The following is a 15,128-nucleotide window of genomic DNA, read 5'->3' as shown; positions in this document are numbered from 1 at the left end:
ACGCCATGCGCGTCAGTGGACCGTGACCGTCGGGCCGGGGAGCAGGTCGCGCAGCTCCTCGGGGAGCTCGGCGCCCATCTCGTCGGCCAGGCGCAGGGCCTCCTCGACCAGGGTCTCGACGATGATCGACTCGGGGACGGTCTTGATGACCTGGCCCTTCACGAAGATCTGACCCTTGCCGTTGCCGGACGCGACACCCAGGTCGGCCTCGCGCGCCTCGCCCGGGCCGTTGACGACGCAGCCCATGACGGCCACGCGCAGCGGCACCGGGAAGCCGTCGAGCGCCGCCGTGACCTGCTCGGCGAGTGTGTAGACGTCGACCTGGGCCCGGCCGCAGCTGGGGCAGGAGACGATCTCGAGGCCGCGTTCGCGCAGGCCCAGCGACTCGAGGATCTGGTTGCCGACCTTGATCTCTTCGACCGGCGGGGCCGACAGCGACACCCGGATCGTGTCGCCGATGCCCTCGGCGAGCAGCGCGCCGAACGCCACCGAGCTCTTGATCGTGCCCTGGAACGCCGGGCCGGCCTCGGTCACGCCGAGGTGCAGCGGGTAGTCGCACTGCTCGGCGAGCTGCCGATAGGCCCGGATCATCACGACCGGGTCGTTGTGCTTGACCGAGATCTTGATGTCGCGGAAGCCGTGCTCCTCGAACAGGGAGCATTCCCACAGCGCCGACTCGACCAGCGCCTCGGCTGTGGCCTTGCCGTGCTTCTGCAGCAGGCGCTTGTCGAGCGAGCCGGCGTTGACGCCGATGCGGATCGGGATGCCCGCGTCGCCGGCCGCCTTCGCGATCTCTTTGACCTTGTCGTCGAACTGGCGGATGTTGCCCGGGTTGACCCGGACCGCCGCGCAGCCGGCGTCGATCGCCGCGAACACGTACTTCGGCTGGAAGTGGATGTCGGCGATCACCGGGATCTGCGACTTCTTGGCGATCGCGGGCAGCGCCTCGACGTCGTCCTGCGAGGGCACCGCGACCCGGACGATCTGACAGCCGGACGCGGTGAGCTCGGCGATCTGCTGGAGCGTGGCGTTGATGTCGGCGGTGAGTGTGGTCGTCATCGACTGCACGCTGACCGGCGCGCCGCCACCGACCGGCACGTTGCCCACCATGATCTGCCGGCTGTGCCGACGTGGGGCCAGCGGCGGCGGGGGCACGGCCGGCATTCCGAGACTGACAGCGGTCACTTTCGCATCACCTGTTGAAGATCGTGATCGGGTTGATGATGTCAGCGGTGGCGGTCAGCAGGGTGAACACACCGCCAATGAGGATGACTGCGTAGGTGACAGGCATCAGCTTGTAGTAGTCGACGCGGCCCGGGTCGGGTTTACGCATCCGGGAGTAGAGCCACGAGCGCACCCGTTCGTACCAGGCGATCGCGATGTGACCGCCGTCGAGCGGCAGCAACGGCAGCAGGTTGAAGATGCCGATGAAGACGTTCAACGAGATGAAGACGTTGAGGAAGAGCTCGGGCACGCCGTGCTCGAAGGCCTCGCCGCCGAGCCGGCTGGCGCCGATCACGCTGATCGGGGTCTCGGGGTCGCGCTCGCTGCCGGTGATCGAGTGCCACAGCGCGGGGATCTTGTCAGGGATCCGCTTCATGGCCTCGAACGTGTTCTTGAACAGGAACCAGCCGTAGTCGGCGGTCGCGGGGAACGCCTCGGCCGCGTTGTACGTGATCTGGGTCGGCAGGCTCTTGTAGTCCCAGCCGAGGCCGGCCACCGAGACCGTGCTCATGGGGCCGTCGTCGTCGGTGATCGGCTTGCGCTGGGCCGCGATCAGGTCGACCTCGGCCGTAGCGGGGGCGCCGTTCCGCTCGTACTGGAAGGGGACCTTGCCCGCGGGCAGGGTGCGGATGGCCTCGGTGAGATCGCCGTACGTGGTGATCCGGCGGTCGCCGACCTGGGTGATCAGGTCGCCGTCGCGCAGGCCGGCCGCGTACGCCGGGCCGGCGACCCCGCCGTTCTGGCCGGGCACGCAATCCTGCTGGGTGGTCGGGATCTCGATCCAGGTGCACTCGCTGATCGTGATGACCGGCTTTTCCTTGGCCTGGTCGGCGTTCGTCTGCGGGTAGGCCGTGTTGGGCAGGCCGATCGAGATGGCCACGAACCAGGCGGCCACGGCGGCCAGCAGGAAGTGCGTGATCGAGCCGGCCGACATGACGACCGTCCGCTTCCACACCGGGAACCGCCACATCGCACGGGGCTGGTCCTCCGGGGCGACGTCGTCGTCCTGCGGCGTCATGCCGACGATCTTGCAGAAGCCACCCAGCGGGATCAGCTTGAGGCCGTACTCCGTCTCGCCCCGGTGGAACGAGAAGATCGTCGGGCCGAAACCGACGAAGTACTTGGTGACCTTCATGCCGAAGCGCTTGGCCGTGATCATGTGGCCCAGCTCATGCAGACTCACCGAGATCAGGATGGCCAGCGCGAACGCGGCGAATCCCAGCCAGTAGTACATCAAGCTCCCTCTGCCGCCGTAGCGATCATCTGCTGCGCCTGGGCACGCGCCCACGATTCGGCGGCGAGCACCTCTTCGACGGTACTCGGCTCGGCAAATCCGGGAGCCGCCTCGAGGACCCGTTCCAACGTGTCGACGATGCCCAGAAAAGGTAGCCGACCGGCGACGAAAGCGGCCACACACTCCTCGTTGGCGGCGTTGTAGACGGCGGGCAGGCAGTGCCCCGCCCGGCCGGCCTGCTTGGCCAGGCGTACGGCCGGGAACGCCTCGTCGTCGAGGGGCCGGAGCTCCCAGTTGTGGGCCTCACGCCAGTCGACACCGGCGGCGGCCCCGGGCACCCGCTCGGGCCAGGCCAGCGCGAGCGCGATCGGCAGGCGCATGTCGGGCGGACTGGCCTGGGCGAGCGTGGAGCCGTCGGTGAACTCGACCATCGAGTGCAGCACCGACTGCGGGTGCACCATCACCTCGATGTCGTCGTAGGAGACGCCGAACAACTCGTGCGCCTCGATCACCTCGAGCCCCTTGTTCACCATCGTGGCGGTGTTGATCGTGACGACCGGGCCCATGTCCCACGTGGGGTGCTTGAGCGCGTCCTCCGGTGTGACGTTCGTCAGCTCGGAACGCCGGCGGCCGCGGAACGCTCCCCCGCTGGCGGTCAGCACGAGCCGGCGCACCTCGCCCGCGGAGCCGCCGCGCAGGCACTGGGCCAGGGCCGAGTGCTCGGAGTCGACCGGGACGATCTGCCCCTGCTTGGCAAGGCGGCGCACGAGCGGGCCCCCGGCGACCAGGGATTCCTTGTTGGCCAGGGCGAGGACGCGGCCCTCTTCGAGCGCGGCCAGTGTGGGCGCGAGCCCGAGGCTGCCGACCACGCCGTTGAGCACGACGTCACAGGGCTGCCGGGCCAGCTCGGTCATCGCGTCGGGCCCGGCCACGATCCGGGGCAGCTTGAAATCGCCGGTCGCCCAGCCGCGGCGCTGCGCCTCGGCGTAGAAGGCGAGCTGCAGATCCTGGACGACGGTGGAGCGGGCCACGCCGACCACGTCGACCGCCAGCTCGAGCGCCTGGGCAGCGAGCAGTTCGACGTTGCCCCCACCCGCGCCCAGCGCGACAACCCGGAACTGATCGGGGTTGCGGCGCACGATGTCGATGGCCTGGGTGCCGATGGACCCGGTCGAGCCGAGCAGTACGAGGTCGCGCATGCCGCCCATCTTCCCGGATCGTCGCCATCGGCCCGCGTCGGCCTGTGGACAACGGGGTAAGAGGTGGCCATGCCGGGGTGGGTGGCGCGGGCGCGCCGAGTCGCGAGTACGCCGTTCCGGCCGCTCAAGGGGCGGGATCTGGCGTTGCACGCGGCGGCCGTCACGTTCTATGCGGGGATCGCGGTGGTGCCGATCGCGCTGCTGGCCATCTGGATCACCGGGTGGATCGCGGGGGCCGATCGTGTGCGGCGGCTCACCGGGCACACCATCGCGGCGCTGCCGGATGCGATCGGGGCGCCTCGGGCGCTGTCGGCGCTGATCGAGGCGGGGCTGCACCTGACGCCGCTGTTCGCGCTGGCCAGCCTCTTGCCGGCCACCCTCTACGGGGAGGGGCTCCGCCGAGCTTTTGTGTCCTTGCGTACGCCCGGGAGCGAGCCCATGGTCGGCTGGCGCGGCCGCCTGCTGTGGCTGCCACTGCTCGCCGCTGCTCCGGCCCTGCTGCTGGCCATGTTTCTGGCGCTGCCGTCGACCAGTGCGCTCTGGGTCCGGGGTGGCTGGTACTCCTTCCTGGGCGTCGTGCTGTCGTTCCTGGCCGCCTGGCTGGTGCTCACGCCGGTGCTGATCTGGGTCTTCCGCTATGTGGCGCCGGGCCGGCCGCGCTGGCTGTCGACGATCCTGGTCGGGTCGTTCACCGCGGCCAACCTGTCCGGGTTCCTGCACGGCTTCGTGCTCTTCTGCTCGCTGCCCCTCAACCTGGGGGCGCCGTTCGGCGGGTTCGACGAGATCGGCGGGACGGTGGCGGTGGGCCTCTGGCTCTACCTGTTCCACGTGATCGTGCTGGCCGGCTACACGGCCACCCGCAGTGCCAGCGCCTTTCAGACTCGACGTGAATCTTGACTTGATTTTTTCACGTACGAACAGTTGAGGAAACTTCACGTACACCCGCGCTACTCTCGGTCGTCATGACCACCCTCCCCGCCCGGACCGACGTAGTGATCATCGGAGCGGGCCACAACGGCCTCGTCTCCGCCGTCCTGCTCGCCCGAGCCGGCCTGAGCGTCGTCGTCGCCGAGGCCTCCGAGGTGATCGGCGGCGCCGCGCGCACCGAGCACCCGTTCGCCCAGGCGCCCGGTCTCGGCCACTCCACCGGCTCCTACCTGCTGGGGCTGATGCCGCCCGAGCTGCTGCGCACGCTCGACGTGACCATTCCCGTGCTGCGCCGCGACCCGCACTACTTCCTGCCCACGCCCGGCCCGGCCGGCTCGCCCTACCTGCTGTTCGGGCGCGACCACGCCGCCACCCGCGACCAGCTCGCCCGCTTCTTCTCGCCGCGTGACGTCGCCGCCGACGAGCAGCTCGCGGTCGAGATCGGCGCGCTCCGGGCCGACCTGGCCCCGGCCTGGCTCGAGGAACCCGGCAGCGTCGAGGAGACCGCCGACCGCTTCATCCGCCCCCAGCTGCAGAGCACGTTCATCGACCTGGTGCGCGGCTCCGTCGCCGACTACCTGGCCCGGTTCGGCTTCAAGAGCGAACTGCTGATGAGCATGTACGCCGTGACCGACGGCCTGTCCGGGCTGAACGCCGGCCCCGACGACCCCGGCACGGGCCACAACTTCCTAGCCCACAACATGTGCCGCCTGCCCGGCTCCGACGGCACGTGGATGATCGCCGAGGGCGGCATGGGCACGGTCACTCGCATCTTCGCCGATGCGGCGCGGGCAGCCGGGGCCCAGATCATCGCCGGTACGCCGGTGTCGGCGGTCACCGTCGACGGCGGGGCCGCCAGTGGGGTGGTCCTGGCCGACGGCCGCTCGATCGGCGCGCGGGTCGTGCTCGGCTCCTGCGATCCGTACCGGCTCATGTCGCTCGTTCCGGACGGGGCCCTGCCGGCCGAGCTGACGTCGCGGATGGCGGCCGTCAAGCGCACGGGCACGACGTTGAAGCTCAACCTGGCCCTGAGCGGCCTGCCGGCGTTCAGCTGCCTGCCTCCCGGCACGGCGTCGCCGTTCGGCTCGACGATCCACCTGCTGCCCGGTTCGGCCGGTCTGGCCGGGGCGGGCGGCACCGACTCGCCGATGGCCGCGCTGCGCGCCATGTGGGCCGATGTGCAGGCGGGCCGGCTGCCGTCCGAGCCGACCATCGAGTGGTACCTGCACACGACCGTCGATCCGTCGCTGCAGGACGCCGCGGGCAATCACTCGTCGGCGCTGTTCGTGCAATCAGTGCCGTACGCGCCGGCGGGTTCGTCCTGGGAAGCCGAGTTGCCCGGTTACGTCGACAAGCTGCTCGACATCTGCGAGCGCTACGCCCCCGGCACCCGCGACCTGGTCGTCGACATGATGCCGCTCACGCCGCCGGGCATCGAGGAGCACTTCGGCATCACCGGCGGCCACATCCACCATGTCGACAACACGGTCGCCTTCAACGAGCGCATGCCCTACGCCACGGGCCTGGACGGCCTCTACGCCGGCTCCGCGGGCGCCCACCCCGCCGGCAGCGTGATCGGCGCCGCCGGCCACAACGCCGCCCAGCGCATCCTCGAAGACCTCGCCATCTGAGCCCCGCGTACGGGCCTCAGCCACCGGCGCTGTTCGGTTTTCGAGCGTGACCACTCACGCAGGTCGCCCGGGTGGGTCGAGCGTTCTGGCGCGCCAGCGCCTGCTCGGCCCGGCCGGGCCCTCGGCGGGAGCGACGGTCTGTAACCCGCCGCCCCGCCACGACATCCAGCTCTTGACCCTGGTTATTCAGCCGTCTTCTCGGCGCGAATCTTGTGGCCGACGCTGGTCAGGCAGCGCCCGCTCGGCAGGTCGAACTTCCAGCCGTGCAACTGGCAGGTCAGCACGTTGCCGTCCACGATGCCGAAGCGGCTCAGATCGGCCTTGAGATGGGGGCAACGGCGCTGGACGGTCCATTCACCCAGAACCGTGTCCTCGGCCTCCACGGCCTTCTCGTGCTCGTCGTACCAGCCCTCGGCGTACTGCAGGCGCTCCTCGCTCAGGCACTTGAAGAACGCGTAGACGTATTCGTTGTACTGGCCGATGCGGGCGGCGGAGAAGCGGCAGCTCAGGAACAGCGAGTTGACCCAGTCGCCCTCGTCGATGTGGATCAGGTGCTCGATCAGGGCGCGGCCGGTCTTGAAGCGGTAGCGCACCTTTTCGTCGGCGTAGGGGCGGACCTGCTTGCCCGGAAAGTCGACGACGATCGACTCGACGATCTCGCCGTCGGGGCCGAACGAGTCGGTCAGGTCGAAGCGGACCGGGCCGCCGACGCCCTGTGCCATGTAGAGCGACTCCTCGAGCAGCGGCTCGATGCGCTTCTTCATCGCGCCCAGCACGTCGATCTCGGGGTGGCGCCAGGAGGCCTTCTCGGCCGCGATGACCGGGGCCTTGCGCTCGCGCATCTCTTCGAGGTGCTGCTGCTTGTTGGCGAAGAACTCGTCGACCGGCACGGGGTGGGTCGTCTCGGCCGACTTGTCGGACAGCGTGGTCACGCTGCCCGGAAGCAGGACGATGCCGTTCGTGCCGCCGACCTTCGCGTACTCCGCCAGGAAGACCGACTGGTCGGGGAAGATGTTGCCCTCGTCACCGAAGATGTCGTTGAACTGCCAGAGGGTGTCGTCGAGGAAGCAGGGCGGGCCGGCGATCGGGAAGACGTGGTCGGCCTTCAGGTCGTCGATGTAGCGCCACGTGCGGTCGAACTGGCGGTCGCGCTTCTGCTTGCCGAAGGCCGTCCTGGCCGCCTCGGGCAGCTCGTAGACCATCGGGTACCAGATCGCGCCGCTGAACTGCAGCATGTGAGCGTGCACGTGGCCCAGCTCGTTGAACCGGGTGAGGTCGGTCGGGCGGGCGTCGTTCTGATTGAGCACCCGGACGCCGTCGTGCTCGACCCACAGCGACGAGTCGCCGATCGGGCCGTCGGTCGGGCTGATCAGCGCCTGGATCATCACCTTGAGGCCGCCGTCGAGCTCGTGCACCTCGTCCGACTTCGTCTTCAGGAAGCTCTTGAAGCCGAGCTCGCGCAGCTCGTCCTCGAGCTGGCTGGTCGGGTACTCCGGCAGGAGCACCGTCGCCTTCTTGCTGACGAAGCGCTTCAGGTGCTCGGCGTCGAAGTGGTCGCGATGCAGGTGCGACACGTAGAGGTAGTCGACGTCGCCCAGCGTCTCCCAGTCCAGCAGCGAGTTGTCGGGGAATGGGAACCATGAGGCGAAATATGCGGGATTGACCCACGGATCGCACAGAATGCTGCCGGCGGCGGTGTCGATCCGCATGCTCGCGTGTCCAGTGCCTGTGATCCGCACCTTTACTCCCTCGATCCAAGAACCCGGCCGCATCGAAGGTACCGGGTCCGGGTTGGTGGGCCGCGCGCGGAGGCGTCGTGCGAAACTGGACGCGATAGATCGCCCTGGAGAGGAAGGACCTAGGCGTGGCTGCCGATCAAGAACCGGTGTATGCCCCTGACCAGCTCAAGCCGGGCAACCGCAAGCGTGGGCGCAAGGGCGCCATCGTCTGCGCCGTGATTCTGCTGATGTTCTTCTGGGGCAACCACGAGGGCAACACCGAGAACATCTGGATCGTCCTCTTCGTCGTCGGCCTGATCGGCGCGCTGGTCGTCGACGCCGTGCTGCGGCGCAACGGGCTGCGTCCCGACGACCACTGACCGCACCGGCACACGAAAAAGGCCCGCAGCACGCGGGCCTTTTCCATGTCTGGGGTCAGCGACGACGCGTCAGGATGTCCTTCACCTCACGCAGAGCCGCGTCCACCTCGGCCTCGAAGTAGCCGCCCGACACCAGGCCGAACTGCAACATGTCGAGATCGTTCTCGGGCACCGGCATCGGGCCGCGGCCCGTCATCGCCTGCAGGATGCCCTCGAAGAGCCGGTCGACCTGGGCGGGGTCGTAGCCACTGCCGAAGCGCCGCGGCTGGAACGTGCGCCGCAACTGGTCGACCCGGTAGAGCTCGCCACCGGGCTCGCCCATCGGCGGGGGTAGCTGAGGCTGCTGACCGCCGTAGGCGCCGGGCGGGCCGCTCATCGGGGCGTTGCCCATCGGCGGGCCGCCCATGGGCGGACCACTCATCGGCGGGCCGCCGTAGCCACCACGCGGGTCCTGCTGCTCGCGCTGCGGCATGCGGATCTCGGCGGTCATGTCGGTCTTGCCGTGCCGGCCCGCCTCGAAGCCGTCGAAGCCCGTCGGCGTCTCGAAGCCACCCGTGTTGTCGTAGCCCTGGTCGTAGCCGCGCGGGTCACGGTCGTAGGCGGGCGGCTGCTGAGTCGGCCGCTGCGGCAGCTGAGGCTGCTGCGGCTGGCCGTAGCCGGTCGGCTCGTCGTAGCGGCCGGCGCCGTACGGGTCGGGCTGCATCTGGCCGCCACGGGGCGGGGGCTGCTGCTGGAAACGGTCGTCGCGGATCGGCGGAGCGGGGAGCCGCTCGGTGGGCGGCGCCATGCGCCCGCCACCCCCGCCACCGCTCATCGCGGCGCCCATGCTGCCCTGCATGGGACCGCCACCGCCGAAGCTGCCGGTGGACAGGCCGCCGCGCAGCGAGTCGCGCATCGGGTCGGGCGCGGGCGCGCCGCGGCCGCCACGGTCCTCGAGCTCGGCCAACTGCCGCTCGACACGGTCGAGGTGCAGGTCGACCTGCCACTCGTCGTAGCCGCCGAAGCGCACGCGGAAGACGACGTCGTGGACCTCCTGGGCGCCGACGGGCGGGCCCGCCTGCTCACCGGCCAGGGTCGCCTCGACACGGTCGAGGAAGGAGTCGACCTCGTCAACCTTGTAGCCGCGGCGCAACGCACGCCGCCGGAAACGTTGCCCCTGACTCGTCACAACGTCTCCCACTCCGCTCGCTGGGACCTGTGCCCAGTCACTGTGCCACCTCCGCGTCGGGTGCGGCGCCCCCAGCGCTCGCCTCCGTGAGCTCGCCCGCGGCCAGCTGGCCGCACGCGCCGTCGATCTCCCGGCCCCGGGTATCGCGGACCGTCGTCGACACCCCGGCTTCACGCAGCCGGCGGACGAACTCGCGCTCGACCGGTTTCGGGCTCGCATCCCACTTGCTGCCCGGGGTCGGGTTGAGCGGGATCAGATTCACATGCGCCAGCTTGCCGCGCAGAAGCTTGCCGAGGAGGTCGGCGCGCCAGGGCTGATCGTTGACGTCCCTGATCAGGGCGTACTCGATCGAGATCCGGCGTCCGGTCCGGGCCGCGTACTCGAACGCGGCATCGAGCACCTCGGCCACCTTCCAGCGCTGATTGACGGGCACTAGCTCATCGCGCAGATCATCATCGGGGGCATGCAGGGACAGCGCAAGAGTCACGTTCAGGTCTTCCGCCGTCAACCGGCGCATCGCGGGCACCAGACCCACGGTGGAGACGGTGATGTGCCGTTGCGAAAGTCCCAGCCCCTCGGGCGCCGGAGTGGTGAGCCGGCGTACGGCCTCGATCACGCGGGGATAGTTGGCCAGCGGCTCACCCATGCCCATGAAGACCACGCGCGACAGCCGCGGCGGTGAGCCGGTGACCGCGCCGCTCGCCGCCACCCCGGCCAGATAGACCACCTGGTCGACGATCTCGGCGACGGACAGGTTGCGGGTCAGGCCCTGCTGGCCGGTGGCGCAGAACGGGCAGGCCATGCCGCAGCCGGCCTGGCTCGACACACAGGCCGTCACCCGGTCGGGGTAGCCCATCAAGACACTTTCCACCAGCGCGCCGTCGTGCAGACGCCACAGCGTCTTCCGCGTCGCGCCGTCGTCGCAGGCCATTTCCCGTACGGGGGTGAGCAGCGTGGGCAGCAGGTCGCCGGTGAGCCGGGCCCGGGTCGCGGCCGGCAGGTCGGTCATCTCGTCGATGTCGCGCACGAGCCGGCCGAAGTAGTGGGTCGAGAGCTGCTTGGCCCGGAACGCGGGCTCGCCGAGCGTGGTCACGGCCGCCTTGCGGGCCGCGAGGTCGAGGTCGGCGAGGTGGCGTGGGGGCATCGACGGGCGGCGACGGATGGCGACCGCGTCGGGCTGGTCGGGGCTGGTCGGGATGACCGGAAGAATCGTCATGGCACAACCAGTCTCGCACGCTGGCCGCAGTACGCGCCGTTCACGTGTTCGCCCCGATCAGGGCGAAGAGGAGGTACGCGGTGGGAACGGCGAAAAGGATCGAGTCGAGCCGGTCCATGAGGCCGCCGTGACCGGGCAGCAGGTTGCTCATGTCCTTGAGGCCGAGGTCGCGCTTGAGCATGGACTCGGCCAGGTCACCGGCCACCGCGACCATGGACAGGACCGCCCCGAAGACCAGGCCCCAGTAGAAGGGGATCTCGAGCAGGTAGTGGAGCAGCAGGGAGCTGCCGATGGCGGCCGACAGGACCGAGCCGGCGAAGCCCTCCCAGGTCTTGCCGGGGCTGATCGAGGGCGCCATCTTGTGCTTGCCGAAGAAGACGCCGACCGCGTAGCCACCGGTATCGGACAGCACAACGGCGAGCAGGGTGCACAACACACGCCAGCGGCCGTCCTCGCCCGCATCCGGCAGCTGGAGCAGCACGCCGAAGCTGAGCAGGAACGGCACGTAGATCGAGATCATGACGCTGGCGACCAGATCGCGGCGGAACGCGGCGGCGCCGTCGGCTATGCGCCAGATCACCGATGCGGCGATCGTCACCAGGAGGCCGAGCAGCAGCGCGTCGGGGCCGTCGTACCAGGCGAGGCCGACCATCAGCAGAGAGCCGGCGACCAGCGGGATCAGCGGGGCGTCGGCGCCCGAGGCGCGCAGCGCGCGGACCATCTCGTAGACACCGACGGCGGAGGCCACGGCGATGACGCCGAGGAAGGCGTCCGGCCAGATGACCAGGGAAGCGAGAACCACCAGAATCAGGCCCACCCCGACCCCGATGGCGGCCGGGAGGTTACGGCCGGCCCGTCCGCCGGCGCGTCGTTTGCCCGGCTTCTGCTCAGTGGTGGGGGTCGGGACCAGGGGGAGCTGGCTGGTCTGGGCGTCCTCGCCCGCGTGCCAGGCCGGCACGGTCGTCTCGTCGCCGGCGCTCTGCCCGGCACGCGGATCGAGGTAGGACATCAGACTTCGAGCAGCTCGGCTTCCTTGTTCTTGAGGAGTTCGTCGACGACGGCCACGTACTTGTGGGTCGTGTCGTCGAGCTCCTTCTCGGCGCGGCGGCCGTCGTCCTCGCCCGCCTCGCCGTCCTTGACCAGCTTGTCCAGCTGTTCCTTGGCCTTGCGGCGGACGTTGCGGATGGCCACCCGGCCCTCCTCCGCCTTGCCGCGGGCGACCTTGATCATCTCGCGGCGGCGTTCCTCGGTCATCTGCGGCAGGTGGATGCGCAGCTGAGTGCCCTCGTTGTTGGGATTGACCCCGAGGTCCGAGTCGCGGATCGCCCGCTCGATGGGGCCGAGCTGGGACGCGTCGTAGGGCTTCACGATGACCATGCGCGGCTCCGGGACGCCGACGGAGGCCATCTGCGTCACCGGCGTGGGCGCGCCGTAGTAGTCCACCACGATCTTGGAGAACATGGCGGGAGTGGCCCGGCCGGTGCGGATCGCGGCGAACTCCTCCTTGGCGTGCTCGACCGCGCTCTCCATCTTTTCTTCGGCCTCGAAGAGGGTCTCGTCGATCACCGGCTCTTCTCGCCTCCTTGCTTTCTTCGGTGGGATAAGCCTTTAGTCCGTTTTAGGGCGGCGGGGCGGTCGGACGGGGGTTTGTCAGGCGGTGATCAGGGTGCCGATTCGTTCGCCGCTGACCGCGCGGATGATGGTGTCGTCGCCCTGGGCGCCGAAGACCAGCATGGGCAGGTTGTTCTCCTCACACAGGCTGAAAGCGGCCTGATCAGCCACTCGAAGCCCCCGTTGGATCACGTCCTGGAAGGTGAGGCGGTCGAGCTTCTCGGCATCAGGGTCGATGCGCGGGTCGGCGGTGTAGACGCCGTCGACGCCGTTCTTGCTCATCAGCACGACGTCCGCGTGGATCTCGAGGGCGCGCTGGGCGGTCACGGTGTCGGTGGAGAAGTACGGCATGCCGGCGCCGGCGCCGAAGATGACGGCGCGCCCCTTCTCGAGGTGGCGGATGGCACGCAGCGGGATGTAGGGCTCCGCGACCTGGGCCATCGTGATGGCGGTCTGCACCCGGGTCTCGATGCCCTCCTTCTCCAGGAAGTCCTGGAGGGCCAGGCCGTTCATGACCGTGCCGAGCATGCCCATGTAGTCGGCGCGGTTGCGGTCCATGCCACGCTTCTGCAGCTCGGCGCCGCGGAAGAAGTTGCCGCCGCCGACCACGACGGCGACCTGGATGCCGCGCCGGATGACGGTGGCGATCTGCCGGGCGATGCCCTGCACGATGTCGGGGTCGACGCCCACGGCGCCGCCGCCGAACACCTCGCCGGAGAGTTTCAGCACGACCCGGCGCGGCCGTGTGGGCGGTGGGGTCGGATCGTCAACCGTAACTGCCTGCTCGGTCACCAACGTCATGAGACCCGCCTTCCCTTCATGTTCAGCAGAGACCTTATGGGAGAAGGAGGCCGGACGCAGAATCGCGTACCCGGCCTCCCTTGCTCCAACGGCGGCCCGCTTACTCCTGGCCGACCTCGAACCGGACGAACCGGGTGATGTTGACGCCGGCCGCGTCCGCGATCTGCTTCACGGTCTTCTTGTTGTCGAGGACCGAGGACTGCTCGAGCAGGACGAAGTCCTTGAAGAAGGAGTTCACCCGGCCCTCCACGATCTTGGGCAGAGCCTTCTCGGGCTTGCCCTCCTCCTTGGCGGTCTCCTCCGCGATGCGGCGCTCGGAGTCGACGACCTCGGCCGGCACCTCCTCGCGGGTGAGGTAACGCGGGCGCATCGCGGCGATCTGCATGCCGATCGCGCGGGCGTCGTCCTCGCCGGTCTCGTCGCTCTTGCCCTCGAACTGCACGAGGACGCCGACCTGGGGCGGCAGGTCCTGCGCCTTGCGGTGCAGGTAGACCGCGACGGTGCCGTCGAGGATCACGAACCGGTTCAGGACGATCTTCTCGCCGATCTTGGCCGAGTACTCCTGGATCGTGTCGGCGACCGTCTTGCCGTCGGCCAGGGTGGCCTCCAGCAGAGCGGCGGCGTCGGCGACCTTGTTCTGCTCGCCGAGCTCGACCAGCTGCTGACCCAGCGCGACGAAGTCGGGGGTCTTGGCGACGAAGTCGGTCTCGCAGTTGAGCTCGAGCAGCGCGTTGCCGGAGTGGGCGACGATGCCGTTGGCCGCGGTGCGGCCGGCACGCTTGCCGACGTCCTTGGCGCCCTTGATGCGCAGGAACTCGACGGCCTTCTCGAACTCGCCGTCCGCCTCGTCCAGCGCCTTCTTGCAGTCCATCATGCCGGCACCGGTCAGGTCGCGGAGCTTCTTGACGTCCGCGGCGGTGTAGTTAGCCATGACTCTCTCTCGATGTCAGCTTCGTCGGAGAATTACTCGGCGGGAGCCGCGGCGGCCGGCACGGGCTCGGCCTTGGGGGCCTCCGCCGCGGGGGCCTCAGCAGCCTCAGCCGGAGCCTCAGCAGCCTCAGCGGCAGGCGCCTCGGCGGCCTTCTTCTCGGCGCCCTCGTACAGGTCGCGCTCCCACTCGGGCAGCGGCTCGCCGGCGGCGACGGCGCCCGGCTCCGGCTTCTCTTCGGCGCCGCCACGGCCCCGGCCGGAACGGGCGATCAGGCCGTCGGCCACGGCGGTCGCGATGACCCGGGTCAGCAGCTCGGCCGAGCGGATCGCGTCGTCGTTGCCCGGGATCGGGAAGTCGACCTCGTCCGGGTCACAGTTGGTGTCCAGCACCGCGATGACCGGGATGCCCAGCTTGCGAGCCTCGTCGACCGCGATGTGCTCCTTCTTGGTGTCCACGACCCAGATCGCCGACGGCGTCTTGGTCATGTCCCGGAGGCCACCGAGGGTCTTGGTGAGCTTGGTCTTCTCGCGGTAGAGCTGGAGGGTCTCCTTCTTGGTGTACCCGGCGGCGGTGCCGGTCAGGTCACCCAGAGCCTCGAGCTCCTTCATGCGCTGGAGCCGCTTGTAAACGGTCTGGAAGTTGGTGAGCATGCCGCCCAGCCAACGGTGGTTCACGTAAGGCTGGCCGACCCGCGTCGCCTGCTCGGCGATGGCCTCCTGCGCCTGCTTCTTGGTGCCGACGAAGAGGATGTGGCCACCCTCGGCGACGGTGTCCCGCACGTACGCGTACGCCTTCTCGATGTAATCGAGCGTCTGGCGCAGGTCGATGATGTAGATGCCGTTACGCTCGGTGAAGATGAAGCGCTTCATCTTCGGGTTCCAGCGCCGGGTCTGGTGCCCGAAGTGGACACCGCTCTCCAGCAGCTGGCGCATGGTCACGACGGCCATGGTGGGTTACTCCCTGTGGTCCCTGGTTGTCACGCTCACCGGCGGCGAGCGTCCTGGTGCCCGGTCGGCGGCCACGGTCGGACCCGAGATGATCGAGACCAGGGAGGGCCGTCGCTGTCGGCCCCGTTCCCGTTTCCGGGA

General features: G+C 69.4%; 14 protein-coding genes. 3 read left to right on the top strand and 11 right to left on the bottom strand.

What is annotated here, in order from left to right:
- Nucleotides 1-12: 12 nt before the first annotated feature.
- Genes ispG through dxr form a run of 3 tightly spaced genes read right to left on the bottom strand, consistent with a single transcriptional unit; the run spans nt 13 to nt 3,666 of the window.
- Nucleotides 13-1,185, bottom strand: coding sequence for a flavodoxin-dependent (E)-4-hydroxy-3-methylbut-2-enyl-diphosphate synthase (ispG, locus tag LXN57_RS37840; protein WP_251803030.1), 1,173 nt, complete (start codon nt 1,183-1,185; stop codon nt 13-15).
- Between the two features lie 7 nt (nt 1,186-1,192).
- The gene (locus tag LXN57_RS37835; protein WP_251803029.1) at nt 1,193-2,458 is read right to left on the bottom strand and encodes a M50 family metallopeptidase; all 1,266 of its coding nucleotides are present in this window, start codon (nt 2,456-2,458) and stop codon (nt 1,193-1,195) included.
- A complete protein-coding gene (dxr, locus tag LXN57_RS37830) occupies nt 2,458-3,666 on the bottom strand; it encodes a 1-deoxy-D-xylulose-5-phosphate reductoisomerase (protein WP_251803028.1) in 1,209 nt (402 codons plus the stop codon). Before dxr ends, LXN57_RS37835 begins: the two co-directional genes overlap by 1 nt.
- 60 nt (nt 3,667-3,726) lie before the next feature.
- Here dxr and LXN57_RS37825 point away from each other — a divergent pair, with 60 nt between their 5' ends.
- Nucleotides 3,727-4,554: a YhjD/YihY/BrkB family envelope integrity protein gene (locus LXN57_RS37825; protein ID WP_251803027.1), complete on the top strand. Its 828-nt coding sequence runs from the start codon at nt 3,727-3,729 to the stop codon at nt 4,552-4,554.
- A 65-nt stretch (nt 4,555-4,619) separates the two neighbouring features.
- The gene (locus tag LXN57_RS37820) at nt 4,620-6,215 is read left to right on the top strand and encodes a phytoene desaturase family protein (RefSeq protein ID WP_251803026.1); all 1,596 of its coding nucleotides are present in this window, start codon (nt 4,620-4,622) and stop codon (nt 6,213-6,215) included.
- 182 nt (nt 6,216-6,397) lie between these two features.
- On the opposite strand, the gene LXN57_RS37815 is transcribed toward LXN57_RS37820, so the two are convergent.
- A complete protein-coding gene (locus LXN57_RS37815; protein ID WP_251803025.1) occupies nt 6,398-7,954 on the bottom strand; it encodes a Rieske 2Fe-2S domain-containing protein in 1,557 nt (518 codons plus the stop codon).
- A 125-nt stretch (nt 7,955-8,079) separates the two neighbouring features.
- Between LXN57_RS37815 and LXN57_RS37810 the strand changes: the two genes are divergently transcribed.
- Complete coding sequence (locus LXN57_RS37810; protein ID WP_251803024.1) at nt 8,080-8,313, top strand: DUF2631 domain-containing protein; 234 nt, start codon at nt 8,080-8,082, stop codon at nt 8,311-8,313.
- Nucleotides 8,314-8,368: 55 nt separating this feature from the next.
- Here LXN57_RS37810 and LXN57_RS37805 read toward each other — a convergent pair whose 3' ends face one another.
- The 7 genes from LXN57_RS37805 to rpsB form a co-directional block, all read right to left on the bottom strand.
- On the bottom strand, nt 8,369-9,481 hold the full coding sequence (locus LXN57_RS37805) for a DivIVA domain-containing protein (protein ID WP_251803023.1): 1,113 nt from the start codon (nt 9,479-9,481) through the stop codon (nt 8,369-8,371).
- 37 nt (nt 9,482-9,518) lie between these two features.
- Nucleotides 9,519-10,697 carry a dual-specificity RNA methyltransferase RlmN gene (gene rlmN / locus LXN57_RS37800; protein WP_221378615.1) on the bottom strand — a complete coding sequence of 393 codons (1,179 nt, stop codon included), beginning with the start codon at nt 10,695-10,697 and terminating at the stop codon, nt 9,519-9,521.
- 40 nt (nt 10,698-10,737) lie between these two features.
- Nucleotides 10,738-11,706: a phosphatidate cytidylyltransferase gene (locus tag LXN57_RS37795; protein ID WP_251803022.1), complete on the bottom strand. Its 969-nt coding sequence runs from the start codon at nt 11,704-11,706 to the stop codon at nt 10,738-10,740.
- Nucleotides 11,706-12,263 carry a ribosome recycling factor gene (gene frr, locus LXN57_RS37790; protein WP_251803021.1) on the bottom strand — a complete coding sequence of 186 codons (558 nt, stop codon included), beginning with the start codon at nt 12,261-12,263 and terminating at the stop codon, nt 11,706-11,708. The genes LXN57_RS37795 and frr overlap by 1 nt, the downstream gene beginning before the upstream one ends.
- Before the next feature lie 84 nt (nt 12,264-12,347).
- A complete protein-coding gene (gene pyrH / locus LXN57_RS37785; RefSeq protein WP_251803020.1) occupies nt 12,348-13,109 on the bottom strand; it encodes a UMP kinase in 762 nt (253 codons plus the stop codon).
- 100 nt (nt 13,110-13,209) lie between these two features.
- Nucleotides 13,210-14,040, bottom strand: a complete 831-nt coding sequence (tsf, locus tag LXN57_RS37780; protein WP_251803019.1) for a translation elongation factor Ts — start codon at nt 14,038-14,040, stop codon at nt 13,210-13,212.
- Nucleotides 14,041-14,072: 32 nt separating this feature from the next.
- Complete coding sequence (rpsB, locus tag LXN57_RS37775; protein ID WP_251803018.1) at nt 14,073-14,987, bottom strand: 30S ribosomal protein S2; 915 nt, start codon at nt 14,985-14,987, stop codon at nt 14,073-14,075.
- Nucleotides 14,988-15,128: the final 141 nt, after the last annotated feature.

This window comes from Paractinoplanes hotanensis, from assembly GCF_023717965.1.
Taxonomy (GTDB): domain Bacteria; phylum Actinomycetota; class Actinomycetes; order Mycobacteriales; family Micromonosporaceae; genus Actinoplanes; species Actinoplanes polyasparticus.
This window is presented reverse-complemented; position numbering and strand designations above follow the sequence as displayed.

Bases quoted from the DNA above. Each gene is read 5' to 3' on its own strand.
- LXN57_RS37835 (WP_251803029.1), bottom strand. From the start codon at position 2,458: ATGTACTACTGGCTGGGATTCGCCGCGTTCGCGCTGGCCATCCTGATC.
- dxr (WP_251803028.1), bottom strand. From the start codon at position 3,666: ATGGGCGGCATGCGCGACCTCGTACTGCTCGGCTCGACCGGGTCCATC.
- LXN57_RS37825 (WP_251803027.1), top strand. From the start codon at position 3,727: ATGCCGGGGTGGGTGGCGCGGGCGCGCCGAGTCGCGAGTACGCCGTTC.
- LXN57_RS37820 (WP_251803026.1), top strand. From the start codon at position 4,620: ATGACCACCCTCCCCGCCCGGACCGACGTAGTGATCATCGGAGCGGGC.
- rlmN (WP_221378615.1), bottom strand. From the start codon at position 10,697: ATGACGATTCTTCCGGTCATCCCGACCAGCCCCGACCAGCCCGACGCG.
- LXN57_RS37795 (WP_251803022.1), bottom strand. From the start codon at position 11,706: ATGTCCTACCTCGATCCGCGTGCCGGGCAGAGCGCCGGCGACGAGACG.
- pyrH (WP_251803020.1), bottom strand. From the start codon at position 13,109: ATGACGTTGGTGACCGAGCAGGCAGTTACGGTTGACGATCCGACCCCA.
- tsf (WP_251803019.1), bottom strand. From the start codon at position 14,040: ATGGCTAACTACACCGCCGCGGACGTCAAGAAGCTCCGCGACCTGACC.
- rpsB (WP_251803018.1), bottom strand. From the start codon at position 14,987: ATGGCCGTCGTGACCATGCGCCAGCTGCTGGAGAGCGGTGTCCACTTC.